The sequence below is a fragment of the Fervidibacillus halotolerans genome (assembly GCF_026547205.1).
In the GTDB taxonomy this organism is placed as follows: Bacteria; Bacillota; Bacilli; order Bacillales; family Caldibacillaceae; genus Fervidibacillus; species Fervidibacillus halotolerans.
Map to the genome: position 1 here is coordinate 1,616,679 of NZ_CP106877.1, position 13,211 is coordinate 1,629,889.

At 38.5% G+C, this 13,211-nt stretch carries 17 protein-coding genes; 3 read left to right on the plus strand and 14 right to left on the minus strand.

Translation table 11 applies throughout. The features are described from left to right. Window positions 1–291: 291 nt before the first annotated feature. Window positions 292–1,008 (minus strand): RNA polymerase sporulation sigma factor SigK, encoded by a 717-nt coding sequence (gene sigK / locus OE105_RS07780; protein WP_275419643.1) that lies wholly within the window; start codon window positions 1,006–1,008, stop codon window positions 292–294. A 169-nt stretch (window positions 1,009–1,177) separates the two neighbouring features. On the opposite strand from sigK, the gene OE105_RS07785 reads away from it, so the two are divergent. The 3 genes from OE105_RS07785 (at window position 1,178) to OE105_RS13990 (ending at window position 2,105) form a co-directional block, all read left to right on the plus strand. Next, entirely contained in the window at window positions 1,178–1,399 is a 222-nt protein-coding gene (locus OE105_RS07785) for a hypothetical protein (RefSeq protein ID WP_275419644.1), read from the plus strand. A gap of 108 nt (window positions 1,400–1,507) precedes the next feature. Further along, window positions 1,508–1,693 carry a thermonuclease family protein gene (locus OE105_RS07790; protein WP_275422133.1) on the plus strand — a complete coding sequence of 62 codons (186 nt, stop codon included), beginning with the start codon at window positions 1,508–1,510 and terminating at the stop codon, window positions 1,691–1,693. Continuing rightward, entirely contained in the window at window positions 1,686–2,105 is a 420-nt protein-coding gene (locus tag OE105_RS13990) for a hypothetical protein (RefSeq protein ID WP_476729659.1), read from the plus strand. Before OE105_RS07790 ends, OE105_RS13990 begins: the two co-directional genes overlap by 8 nt. Before the next feature lie 448 nt (window positions 2,106–2,553). Here OE105_RS13990 and OE105_RS07800 read toward each other — a convergent pair whose 3' ends face one another. From OE105_RS07800 to OE105_RS07860, 13 genes are all read right to left on the minus strand, one after another. Continuing rightward, entirely contained in the window at window positions 2,554–2,784 is a 231-nt protein-coding gene (locus OE105_RS07800) for a YrhC family protein (protein ID WP_275419646.1), read from the minus strand. Between the two features lie 143 nt (window positions 2,785–2,927). Next, the gene (mtnN, locus tag OE105_RS07805) at window positions 2,928–3,620 is read right to left on the minus strand and encodes a 5'-methylthioadenosine/S-adenosylhomocysteine nucleosidase (protein WP_275419647.1); all 693 of its coding nucleotides are present in this window, start codon (window positions 3,618–3,620) and stop codon (window positions 2,928–2,930) included. 12 nt (window positions 3,621–3,632) lie between these two features. Then, complete coding sequence (locus tag OE105_RS07810) at window positions 3,633–4,337, minus strand: YrrS family protein (protein WP_275419648.1); 705 nt, start codon at window positions 4,335–4,337, stop codon at window positions 3,633–3,635. Window positions 4,338–4,445: 108 nt separating this feature from the next. Continuing rightward, entirely contained in the window at window positions 4,446–6,203 is a 1,758-nt protein-coding gene (locus tag OE105_RS07815) for a peptidoglycan D,D-transpeptidase FtsI family protein (RefSeq protein ID WP_275419649.1), read from the minus strand. A gap of 143 nt (window positions 6,204–6,346) precedes the next feature. Further along, window positions 6,347–6,823, minus strand: coding sequence for a transcription elongation factor GreA (greA, locus tag OE105_RS07820; RefSeq protein ID WP_275419650.1), 477 nt, complete (start codon window positions 6,821–6,823; stop codon window positions 6,347–6,349). A 132-nt stretch (window positions 6,824–6,955) separates the two neighbouring features. Next, window positions 6,956–7,591 carry a uridine kinase gene (gene udk / locus OE105_RS07825; RefSeq protein WP_275419651.1) on the minus strand — a complete coding sequence of 212 codons (636 nt, stop codon included), beginning with the start codon at window positions 7,589–7,591 and terminating at the stop codon, window positions 6,956–6,958. Between the two features lies 1 nt (window position 7,592). Then, a complete protein-coding gene (locus tag OE105_RS07830; protein WP_275419652.1) occupies window positions 7,593–8,861 on the minus strand; it encodes a peptidase U32 family protein in 1,269 nt (422 codons plus the stop codon). Between the two features lie 29 nt (window positions 8,862–8,890). Then, window positions 8,891–9,820 carry a peptidase U32 family protein gene (locus OE105_RS07835; protein WP_275419653.1) on the minus strand — a complete coding sequence of 310 codons (930 nt, stop codon included), beginning with the start codon at window positions 9,818–9,820 and terminating at the stop codon, window positions 8,891–8,893. Next, entirely contained in the window at window positions 9,817–10,476 is a 660-nt protein-coding gene (locus OE105_RS07840) for an O-methyltransferase (protein ID WP_275419654.1), read from the minus strand. Before OE105_RS07840 ends, OE105_RS07835 begins: the two co-directional genes overlap by 4 nt. A 197-nt stretch (window positions 10,477–10,673) precedes the next feature. Continuing rightward, window positions 10,674–11,798, minus strand: coding sequence for an endolytic transglycosylase MltG (mltG, locus tag OE105_RS07845; RefSeq protein ID WP_275419655.1), 1,125 nt, complete (start codon window positions 11,796–11,798; stop codon window positions 10,674–10,676). A gap of 314 nt (window positions 11,799–12,112) precedes the next feature. Further along, window positions 12,113–12,391 carry a DUF1292 domain-containing protein gene (locus OE105_RS07850; protein ID WP_275419656.1) on the minus strand — a complete coding sequence of 93 codons (279 nt, stop codon included), beginning with the start codon at window positions 12,389–12,391 and terminating at the stop codon, window positions 12,113–12,115. Window positions 12,392–12,468: 77 nt separating this feature from the next. Then, entirely contained in the window at window positions 12,469–12,891 is a 423-nt protein-coding gene (gene ruvX, locus OE105_RS07855) for a Holliday junction resolvase RuvX (protein ID WP_275419657.1), read from the minus strand. Next, window positions 12,892–13,161: an IreB family regulatory phosphoprotein gene (locus OE105_RS07860; RefSeq protein ID WP_275419658.1), complete on the minus strand. Its 270-nt coding sequence runs from the start codon at window positions 13,159–13,161 to the stop codon at window positions 12,892–12,894. It lies immediately after the preceding gene. Window positions 13,162–13,211 lie beyond the last annotated feature (50 nt).

Consider the following 13,211-nt stretch of genomic DNA (forward strand, 5'->3'; position numbering starts at 1 on the left):
GGAGGTAACATTTTTTCTTCTTTTCCAAATTTAAAAACAGTACGACACTTGCAGCATTCCCCTCGGCGGTGAATATCTCCTTATTTTCTCCTTGCTTTCGATATGAACGGTGCATCACCATCTATTCAACTTCTTCCAACGAAAAAATCGAAAGTAATGATATTTTTTAGATATTGATCCGATTGAAAAAAATAAGAAAATGTCTAAAAACCGTTCTTTCCATTTCCTTTTTGGAAAGGGAAAAAGGGGGTTCCCTTTATTCTTCGATTATTCGACCGAGTAAGGAAAAGGTTAGGAACGTTTTTTTTGTGCCTTTGTCGAACGGTAATATTCATGGAACATTTTCATCAGTGCACGCTTTTCAATACGAGATACGTAACTTCTTGAAATTCCTAACTCCTTAGCAATTTCCCTTTGTGTCTTTTCCCGATTCATATTCAATCCAAACCTACCGATAATAACCTCTTTTTCCCGTTCATCTAATACGTTAATGTATTTTTTTACCTTTTCTAATTCCATATTTAATTGAATCGTATCGATAACATCCTCAGTATCCGATTTTAACACATCGATTAAACTGATTTCATTCCCTTCCTTATCTTGCCCAATCGGATCATGGAGAGATACGTCTTTTTTTGTTTTTTTCAACGCTCTAAGATGCATGAGGATTTCATTTTCAATGCACCTTGCTGCATATGTAGCTAATTTTGTTCCCTTCCCTTCCGAATAACTTTCAATCGCTTTAATAAGACCAATCGTTCCAATGGAAATTAAGTCTTCTTGATCTTCTCCGGTGTTTTCAAACTTTTTTACAATGTGTGCGACTAAACGAAGATTATGTTCAATCAATTTATTTCGAGCTTGTTGATCCCCCTCTGCCATCAATTGTAAATATTTCTTCTCTTCACTGGCAGATAACGGTTGTGGGAAGGCATTATTTTTTACATAGGATACGAAGAAAACGATATCTTTGAAAAATAAAGCAAGGATAGAAAAAAGACCAGACATTGCTACACCTCCATCATTTCACTTTAATCTTTATAAGTTATCCTTATGTCTTTTCAACACCAATTGTGTCTGTCCGGTTTTATTTCTCGAATTCGTAAGTTGTTTTAGGTACATCCCTTTTCATTACTCCCTCTTCATATACTTATTGGCGCATAGTATGTTTGAAGACTTGAAAAACGAAACAAAGAAAGACTCTACCTTTCATTCAAGCCTAACTTCTGACAGAAAAGAGGATGTTAACCAAGAGGAAGTGGAAGGGGAAAATCGGACCAAAGAAAATTCACGGGAACATGTTGAAAACGAAACGGATGAACAAATTGAAAAGGATATAACCGAAAACGAGCAAAAAGATACAGAGAGTAAGGATCAAATTAACGAAAGCTTAATTTAGGATTTATGACTTGTAGCTAAAACCGTATCAAGAGTCGTTGACGGTGATATAGTCGAGTTATCTGGTGGTAGAAAGGTACAATTCATTGGCGTCATTACTCCTAATTCGATAAAACGGACGGAACTTTATGGAAAAGAAGCGAGCAACTATACGAAATCGAAACGAGAAGGAAAACAAGGGTATTTACAAAAGGATGTATGTGAAACAGATCGATATGGCAGGTTGTTAAGACTCGTTTGGTTGGACGTTCCAACAGATCTTATGGACGAATATGAAATAAGAAAAAATGTTTAATACAAATCTCCTTTTAAACGGCTATGCCGAGCCATCGACGTATCATCTTGATGTAACTTATGCGGAATATTTTCGAAAATTTGCCCGTGAAGCTCGTGAAAAAGAAATCGGTTTATGGGCATATGGTGAAGACGGTACAACGAAGGGAGATTTCGATTCCACAGAATTAACGAGTTCAACCATAGTGATAGGATGTCAAATTCAAAATCTAGTCCCTCCAATTCTCCAAACCGTTCAAACGCTGACTATCCTTCTACCCCTTCATCGGGAGAAAGAGAAAGTTTTAAAAATTGTACGGAGCTTAGAAAAGTTTCCTCTAACGGCGTATCGGCTGATCATCCAGCTTATGCACCGAAACACGATCAGGATTAAGAAGGGTGGGCTTGTAAAAGATAATCATCTTCCAATATGAAAGGAGCTGCTCAAAAGTACAGCTCCTTTCTTCGCAAATAAATGGGAGTCATCTCCATTAGGAAGATGGTTTGAATTAGATAGTTAAAAAAACGTATTCCATTCAAAGGTCAACTTTGGATTGCCTGTACAAAATATACAGGTAAAAAGAGAGCCATGATTGTGTAGCGACACCTTTTTTAAAAAGATAAATAATTTTTCCATATAATTACCGAGATATAAATTATGTTCATCTAGTTTTCTATTTTTTCTTCATACGGACTGCTTTTTCAAATAAGTTTCTAAGAAAAACGTTTTTGTGTAAGAAATTAAAACGTAACCAGAAAACATAAACCTTCCCTAAACTAGTTGCGATGTTTTCTCGGGAAGAAACTTGCATTTTTCCAATGAGCCTTGATTATTAACAAGTAAAAATACGGACGCGATCGATGGGATTCTATTACTCCGATTTATTTCATTTCTCCTAATTGTTCCTCGCATTTTTTCCTCGCCCTTTGAAAAAAATAAGCAAATAGAAGGAAGAGAATAGCTCCGATGAAAAGAAGTGCTAGTTTTCCAGTCGGTAAACTCGATCCTTTTATGACGATTCCTAAATATAGAAACGTACTTAAAGCGAGGAGAATTTGACTGTAATTTTTATAATCAACGATTTTTCCTAGTAGTCGATCTTTTTGATTCATCCAATCACCATCCTTCTAAACGTGATAAATCTAGCATAACATGAATAAGGTTCAATTTTTTTAAGCAATTTCAGGAAAAAAAGAAGGATACGGAAAAACACCGTACCCTTGTCCATTTCGGAAATATTTTTTAATATGTTTTCTTACACGTTTAACATTTTCACCATACTCATCACTAGTTGAGCAGAATGAACCGCCGCTTTTTCCAAAAATTGGTCGAAGGAAATTTCCGATTCTTTCCCTGCGATATCCGATAAGGAACGGATAATAACGAACGGTTTTTCATATTGATAACACACTTGTCCAATGGCCGCCGCTTCCATTTCAACTGCTTGTACATCTTCGAAATGGCTGACAATCGTATTCACCCGATTTGGATCATTCATAAATGAGTCTCCGGAGACAATTAAACCGGTTTTCGTTTTTCTATTTATCTCCTTCGCAGAATGAACAGCGATCTCGATAAGCTTTTTGTCCGCAACAAAGGCAGGTGGTAGTTGAGGAACTTGTCCGTATTCATATCCGAAGGCGGTCACATCCACATCATGGTGACGGACTTCTGTCGATATGACAATGTCCCCAATGTCTAGTTCCCGATTTAATCCTCCGGCAGATCCGGTATTAATAATCGATGTTGGATTGTATCGTTCCATCAAAATAGTAGTGGACATACTAGCATTGACCTTACCGATACCAGATTTCAATAAAACGACATCTTTTCCATTTAGTTTTCCAGATGTAAATTGACAATGGGCAATTGTCTCCATCCTTCGATTTTCCATCTGATCTCGGATCATTTTTACCTCTTCTTCCATCGCACCGATAATTCCAATCATGTTTTTATCTCCTTACGATTTTTTATCATTTTCCTGTAAATATTCCAGTTTCGTCGGTTTCCAACCTTTTCCATCCACCCATTCTAAATACACGCGATACACTTGTCCATCATCCTTCGCTTCAATTGTGCCGATTACGTGTTTATTTGGAATTTCTCCCCGTTCAAGCCACCATACGATTAAATTGTCCACCGTTGTATCCGTGGCATAGGCTAGCGCTTGCTCCATTTCGATTCGATCGGTGGATCCTTCATCGTACACGGTTACATGCTCTCCAGTTTGGGATGTTCCAATCGGTTGCCACGAAGGATTAACAACGGTTTTAATCACATTCGGGTCGTCGGATTGTTCTTCCACAATTACACCGGTCTCTTCTCCATCCGTCATTTTTTCTTTTGTTTGTTCATCAGAAGATGGAGATTCTACCTGATTGTCGGTCCCTTCGTCAACGCCATTAGTATTTTCCTCCCCCTCGTTTTCTTCACTGTTTTCCCCTTCGTTCGCCCTTCCATCGTTTACAACTTCTGTCTCATCATTTTGCGAACTACTCGCCTGTTCGTTTTCGGAATTATTTGAAAATAATATAGAATAACCGACGATGATAATCGCCAAAAAGACGATACCAATTAAAATATTTAATATGATATCCTTTTTCCTTCTTTTTTTCGCATGTTGTTCCATCCGTGACCGACGGATTGGCGGATAATAATTTGACATATTCGAACCTCCCCCATTTGAAACATCTAATCTTATATTAAAATAAAATGTCCGATTGTACAGTGAAAAATCAAAAACATTTTGCAACGATTTGTAGTATTGAAAATATTAATTATGGTCATATGCATATAAAAAATTGACAATATCCTTAGTTATGGAAATCGGAGAAGTCGTTTCTTTTTTTGCATCCAATTGAACGACGACGAGTGCATATTTCGGATCCGTAAAGGGAAAGAATCCAGCAAACCACTTGTTGACGAGTTGTTCTTCCCTGTCGGCTACAAATTTTCCCGTTTCCGCCGTTCCCGTCTTTCCTGCCACTTCGTAAGGAAGATCTTGGAGAGCCCTTGCCGTGCCCTTCGGATTAACGACGACTTCCCGTAACAATTGACGCAATTTTTCCGCTGTATAAGGGCTGACCGCTCGTTTCCCTCTATCCATCGGAAAGGAAAAGAAATTCGTACCGTTTTGATATTCGATTGACGAGACAGCACGTACTGAATAAAGTTCCCCGCCCCTTGCAATCGACGCCATCATATTCGCAACAGAAAGGGGGGTTAGCTTCACATTTAATTGTCCGATTCCTACTAGACGGACAAGTCGAGGATCCGTTCGTTCCGTATCGGATAGGAAAATTTGCCCCCGCTCTTCATCCGCTAATTGGGAAAAATCTTGAAAATGAAACACATCCCCTTCCCAACCGACTTGATCGATTAAACCGAACCGTTCCGCATAAGATTCAATTAAATGGGGATCGATTGCAGCGATTTCTTCAGCCATAGTAGCAAAGGTTTGATTACAACTAACTGCAAAACTGTCGCGAAATGTTAATATTCCGTGATCAAATACTTCATCTACTTCCCCATGAATCGTCTTACTACAGTCGAACGTTCTCGACGGGGAATTTCGTTTATAATCGATCGATATTGCGGCGATTACCGTTTTAAAAATCGAACCGGGGAATTGGGGCTTTAACATGTAATTAATCAAGCCACCGTTTTTGTAAGGTGCTTGTTCGTCTATTTTCGGTCTTGACACATTGGCTATAATCGAGTTGGATTCGATATCTAATAATACGATCCCCCCTTTTTCCATCTCATAATGGTCGGCGATGATCTCTAATTGTTTTTGAATATGAAAATCGAGGGTTGTAATAATTTTGATTGGATAGAACGGATTCGACGGATGGATGTATTTCACATCGAGACCGAAAAGAGGTCCACCCCTTCCATCCACGTGGTAAACAAGCTTCGTTTGCTCATCTTGGATTAGAAAGGGATCGAAACTCTTTTCAAGACCGGTGATGCCCATCACCGTCTGATCGGAATAATTTTGATCCGGATACCGATTTTTTAATTCTATTGCATTTTCACCAGTTATTCCAATTAGCTGGGATGCAAACTGATGGGGGCGCTCAAACTGTTTTGTTACAGCAAATACACCTGGAATTTCCAGCGAGTTAATTTGTTCCACTTGCCAATCCTTTAAAACGACTGGGCCATTATCATGAAAAACAACCGGATCCTTTGCTTCCTTTATTTGCTCCAACAATTGTTCTGGAGAATAACCGATCACTTCTGCCACTTTTTCCACATTCCAATCCATCTCTTTCAAAAAAGGGAATAAGATGAGAACAGATCGGGGCTCTGTCGTAAGGGGCGTTCCATGTTTATCGTAAAACTTTCCCCTTCCATTATCGATTACCACTTGTTTCGTCCTTTGTCGAACACTTGCTTCCAATAAATTGATGTTTTCTTTTGAAAAATGTTCCGTATCGATTAATTGAATTTGAGCCAATCGACTTATAAGAATGATTATACCTATTAAACAAACATAGGCTAATCCTTTTATTCGTTTTCTCGTCATCATAAACGCCTCCCTTCCCATTGTTAACGGGATCGGGAGGTTTTAATCGGCCTATTCCTTTTTCTTTATGAAAAATAGTCCTTTCAAACGTAGGAAAAGGGACAGCTTTTCGTATGGAAATTTCAACTGTCCCTTGGTTTTGTTTATTTTACAGCGATAATTTTTACATTATATTCCCCACCGGGCGTTTGAACGGCGACTTCATCACCGATTTTCTTACCTAACAAACTTTTCGCAATCGGTGAATCATTGGATATTTTCCCTTCAAAGGGATCGGCTTCAGCACTTCCCACAATCGTATACGTTTCTTCCTCACCATCTGGGAGTTCAACAAACGTAACGGTTTTTCCTAATGTAACGGTATCGACATTATCTCCATTATCTTCAATAATAACAGCATTTCGAAGCATTTTTTCTAAAAGGGCAATTCTACCTTCAACAAAGGCCTGTTCTTCCTTTGCGGAATCGTACTCGGAATTTTCCGATAGGTCGCCGAAACTTCGAGCGACTTTAATTTTTTCAACAACTTCCTTTCTACGAACCGTTTTTAAATATTCAAGTTCTTTAATAATTTTTTCTTTTCCCTCTTTTGTCATCGGATATTGTTTTTCTGTTGCCATCGTCAATTCACTCCTTAACTATTTCTCCCATAGCAAATTTTATGAACAACCTTCGCTCGGTATGTTCACCCATTGCTTTTATTTTTTTCATTCATCTATTCAGTGTTTTATATCATTAATTATGATATTTTTTCATAAAAATGACTTTTGTTCAAGAATTGTTTGAATTTTCGTTACCATCAAATCGATGGCGACACGATTTTGTCCACCTTCCGGAATGATAATATCCGCATATCGTTTTGTCGGTTCGATAAATTGGTTATGCATCGGTCTGACGACAGATACATATTGATTAATGACCGAATCCATCGTTCGACCCCTTTCCTTCGTATCCCGTAAAAGGCGGCGAATTAGTCGAATATCCGCATCCGTATCGACGAATAATTTAATATCCATTAAATTACGTAATCGTTCATCTTCTAATACTAATATTCCTTCCACTATGATTACGTGTCTCGGTTCGACCCGGATCACTTCCTTTGAGCGGGTGTGTATTTTATAATCGTAAACTGGTTTATCGATCGGTTTATACTGTAACAGTTGTTCGATATGAGAAATTAATAAATCCGTATCAAAAGCCAAAGGGTGGTCATAATTCGTCTTTAGCCTTTCTTCAAAGGTTTTATCACTTTGATCTTTATAGTATGCATCTTGTTCAATCATGACGATGGATTGTTCGCCAAACCGTTCACAGATAGCTTTTGTGACAGTCGTCTTTCCTGAGCCGGAACCACCCGCCACACCGATGACGACAGGTCTTGGGTACATACTAAATCTCCTTCCGCATTAGGTTAAATCGTTTTACCGGTATTTTCGTTTTAAATTGGACGATTTGGAGAGGGTGTCTTGCCGCATCGATTTCATTTCCTTCCTCATCCCATATTTTTCCAATTTCCATCGAAAATTGTTCAATGTCTGGACCAAAAAATTCCACTTTATCCCCCGGTCGAAAATAATTTCGTTGTTGTAACGTTACGATCCCCCTCTCTTCATCATAGTCTAAAACCATTCCAGCAAATTCGTGACTTGGCTTATGACTATGGGTACCGAACATTTGTTCCTTGTATCCTGGGACTCCTTCAAAAAAGGCAGGAGCTGTATCCCGATTGGCACATTTTGATAATTCATAAATCCATTCGGGCTGAATCTTGAAATGATCAGGATCTGCACAATAGGCATCGATGACTTTTCGGTACACACTGACAACCGTCGCAATGTAATGGATCGATTTCATACGTCCTTCGATTTTCAAACTATCAATCCCTAAATCGATCATTTTCGGGATGGACCGAACCAAATTTAAATCCTTTGGACTCATGGAAAATGGGGCATCCTGTTCAACGAACAACGGAAGATCCCGACCATTTTCTGAGCGATACAAAAAGTAATCCCAACGACAGCTTTGGCTGCATCCACCACGATTGGAATCCCTTGCAGTCATATGGTTGCTCAAGACACAACGGCCGGAATAGGCGATGCACATCGCACCGTGAATAAATGTCTCGATTTCGATATCGACTTTTTCTTTAATTTCTCTAATTTCCTTTGCACTCATTTCCCGGGCTAAGACGACCCGATCTAAGCCTTCCTCTTTCCAAAATTGAACCGCCTTCCAATTCGACAAGGATTGTTGGGTACTTAAATGAATTTCGAGACTCGGGGCCACCCTTTTACACGTTTCAATAATGAGTGGATCGGCAACGATAATTCCCGTAACCCCCGCATCTTCAATCCCTTTTAAATATTCCTCCAAGCCGGGGATATTTTCATTATGTGCGTAAATGTTTGTTGTTACATATATTTTAGCACCATGCTTTTTCGCAAATTGCACGCCTTCTCTCATTTCCTCAAGGGAAAAATTATCAGCGTTGGAGCGCAAACCATATTCTTGTCCACCTAAGTAAACGGCATCTGCGCCGTAAAGAATAGCAATTTTCAATTTTTCCAAATTCCCAGCAGGAGCCAATAGTTCAGGCTTTTTCAAAATAACCCGCTTTCTATTTTCTACATAATCCATTTGTTGGGGATGGTTTGGCATTCCATTTCGAGCCTCCTTCATTGAATCGATCAATACACGGTCTCTTTAAAGAAAAATCCCGTATCGAGCGGTCGATCTTTCGGTTGAATGTTTTCAATTTCTTTTAAAAGCGCTTCCTTATTTTGCTCGTACTGTTCCGGATCATTTACATACATATCGATCGCTTTTCGATATAGTTCCGTTACAGTCACGTTATATTCGACCGATTTAAATATGCCATCAATTTTAAAAGAATCGATTCCAGCATCGATTAAATCTCCTAGCTCATCAATGATACAAATATCCTTAGGACTCATAATATGGGTCCCATTTTGGTCCTCAAAAATCGGATATCGATTGTTTCGTTCCGGGTCGAAAAGATACAAGCTTCCACCCTCTTGTTTTTCCCTTACTTCCATCTTTCGACCGAGAAATTCGAAATAATTTCCGATGAGCCGCCGCTTTGATTGAAACATGCACGTCATTCCATGGATTTGGACTTCGATTTCCACTTCCGCATGTTCCTTAATTTCAATCACTTCATCCATACTTAATTCTCGGGCTAAAACAGCTCTTTTCGCTCCCTTTCTGCCCCAATAATTACATGTATACCAATTGGTAGCAGTCGTTTCTGGATTCCAATGAAGTTTCATGTTCGGTGCAACTTCCCGAGCAGTTATTAAAACGGCAGGGTCACCAAAAAGGGCCGCATCCACATTTACCTCGTTCAAAAATTGCATATAGTCTAACAGATTATCTACTTTTTCGTTATGAAAAATTCCATTCATCGCCACATAAATCTTTTTTCCGGAATCATGGGCTAACCGGACGGATTCTTTCACCTGATCTCTCGTAAATTCACCTGCTAATCGGAGCCCATATTCCATTTCCCCGACGACAAAGGCATCTGCCCCTGCATCAATCAGCCATGGGATCTCTTCAACGGACGATGGAGTCACTAACAATTCCGGTTTTTTCATTTTTTCACCCCATTGCTTTTACACTTTCCTATACTTACACTCATTCCGTCACCGACCGGTAATATGACCGTATCGTATGCCGGATGGGTTAATAACCATTGATTATATTCATCGATTTTTTTTCCAATTCGTTGAAGCTTTTTATTTGGCGGTCCAGAATCATAAACATATCCTTTAAATAAAACATTGTCGGTAATGATGACTGCCCGCTCCGTTAAATATTTTTCATAATTTGTAAAAAAGGTTTTATATTGAACCTTTGCTGCATCGATAAATAAACAATCATAGGGAGCATATAACTCCACTTTTTCCACTATATTCAATGCATCTCCTTCTAAAAGGACGATTCGATTCGAAAGTTCTGATTGAAGGATAAACTTTCGTGCCATTTGAATTCTTTGCGGATCTTTTTCTACCGTAACAATTGTGGCATCGGTTGCCATGGCCATTCGAATGGCAGAGTAACCAATGGCTGTACCGATCTCCAATATCGTTTTCGGTTTGTACAGTTTTAAAAGTTGCAGTAAAACTTCCATACTGTACGGTTCCATAATCGGTATATATTCCTTTTTGGCGTAATTCTCTATTTCTTTCAATAGAGGCGATTTTTCAGGTATTTTCTCGTTTAAATACTCCTTTAATTTTCCATCGAGCATTCCTTTATTCCTTTCAACTATAACTAGATTATACAAGAAAAAAGAGCCATTTTAAGGATTCGGGAAATGAAATCCTTATAAATGACGCTTTTTACCACAAAATATAACTTTTTTAATTTTACCACAAAACGTTTAAAAAAGCGACAAAGGATAAAGAAATGTGGATGGTAAAATTGTCGTTTTACGAAAAACGAATGCTAATCACCGATATGTTCTCTGTATTTTTCATTATGTTCTTCCAACGTTTTTGAGAAAAGCACATCACCGGATTTCGTAGCTAAGAAATAATAGTAATCTGTATTTTCCGGGTATAACGCCGCTTCGATAGATACTTCCCCAGCGTTAGCAATCGGTCCCGGTGGCAGACCTTGTATAATATACGTATTATAAGGATCATCAATTTCGTAATCTTTAAAGAATAGCCGATCCCTATGTTCCCCAATGGCATAAATCACCGTTGGATCAGTTTGAAGGGGCATTCCGATTTCCATTCGGTTATAAAATACACTGGCTATTTTTTTTCGATTGATTTCATCCGCCGCTTCTTCCTCAATCAATGACGCCATCGTTAATAACTCGTGAACCGTCATATCTTTTTGTTCCATATCCGGTAAATATTTTTGTATAACTGAATTTGTTTTTGCAATCATTTGACCGATTATTTCCTCGATGGCTGGCTTTTCATCCACAAAGGAATACGTGGCTGGAAATAGATAGCCTTCTAGAGGATATTTAATATCACTTTCCAAGATGGAATCCGTCACTATTAATGGATATGTTTCCTTTTGTGTTTGGATAAACTCCGGATCGTTTAACATTTCCAAAATTTCTTCTTGAGAATAACCGGTTTTTTCTCCGATAATTTTTGCAATTTCTACCAAACGTAATCCTTCAGGAATCGTAATTGTCAGTTTCGCCTCTTGGAATACTTTTCCTGTTTTTAAACTAGCGATAAGTTCATCAAACGTCATGGACGGAGTCAGTTCATAGGTTCCGGCTTGAAAGCTATGTTCATTTTTAAATTTCACATAATACTTAAAAACGGTTGCATCTTTAATGATTCCCTTTTCCTCTAAAATATTCGCGATGGATGTTAGGCCACTTCCCAGCGGAATTTCAACGGTGATTTGTTCTTCACTCGTCGGGTCCAGCGGCTCCAGAGCATTTTTTACGTAAAGAACGCTACCTGTTACTACTCCTGCAATTAACACAAAAATGACTACGACTAAAGGAAAAACGATACGCCTTACTGTTTTTGCCTCTTCATATTTTTCCGCCAAAATTTGTTCCTTCGTCTTTTGATCATTTCGATTACTGTCCATTTTGTTCCTCCTGCCTATATGTAAGAAGGGAATATTTTTTTAAACTAACATAAACTATCCTTGCACCATTATACTATAACCGTTCATTTTGTCATTACTTATTTCTTTTTTTTCAATGGAATATTATTAATTTTTTTGAGGGAATAAAGGAAGGGAGGCAATGGTTTTTATCGCGGTTTTTTGATAGAGAAAATAGGAAAAGAGCATTGAAAAACACTCAATGCCCTTTACAACAACAAACGTCCCGATATTCAGTCACAATCCATTGCCTTTTATAGGTTGAAATCGTTCTTTTCCATCGATCTTTCCGTTGATTATTCTTCCTCTTCTTCTAAAAAGGTTTCCAACATCTCTTCGACTAAATCCCATTCTTCATCTGTTTCAATTGGAAGTAATTTTCCTGATTCTTCACCCGGTGTAAAACTCGAAGCTAAAATTTCAATCTCACCATTTTCATCTTCCTCCGCTCCAACCGGGTAATAAAGAACGTACGATTTCCCGAACTCTTCCGATTCGAACGTGAATAAGATTTCATACAACTCTTCATTCCCATTTTCGTCGATCACGGTAATATGATGATCTCCATGTTCCATTTCTATTCCCTCCAAAGTTTTTGCAGGTCGCCCTACAATTATTTTTCCTTTTATGATCGGCGTTACCCTGTCAGTATTTACAATTTTCCTAATCGATCCAAATAACCTTGTAATATCATAACCGCAGCCATTTTATCGATAATTTTTTTTCGTTTTTTTCTGCTCATATCCGCTTCCAACAAAAGCCGCTCGGCAGCAACCGTCGTCAGTCGTTCATCCCATAACTCGATCGGCACAGAAAATCGTTCTTCCAACTCTTTTGCGAAACGAATGCTCGCTTCTCCCCTGGGACCGATCGTTCCGTTCATATTTTTTGGAAAACCGACGACGATTTTTTTTACGCCGTATTGGTCAATAATTTCCTTTAATTTGGAAAAACCAAATTCTCCTTCTTCCTCGTCGATCGGTATCGTCGTCAACCCTTGGGCAGTCCATGCGAGTTCATCACTGATGGCAACACCAATCGTTTTTGATCCTACATCTAAACCAAGAATTCGCATTTATCTATCCTCTCGTTGATTTGTCAAATAAAATTTCACCAATTCCTCGATAATCTCATCCCTTTCTAATTTACGAATAATATTTCTCGCATCTTTATGTCTAGGGATGTATGCAGGATCGCCAGAAAGCAAATAGCCGACGATTTGGTTGATTGGATTATATCCTTTTTCCTCCAAAGCATCGAACACGTGGAAAAGTACTTGTTTCACTTCTTTTCCAATCGGCTCTTCGGGGAAATGGAATTGCATCGTTCGATCCAGTGAACTCATTGGATTGCACCTCCGTTTTTAAGACTACTATCAAAACGTGTTTTCTTTAT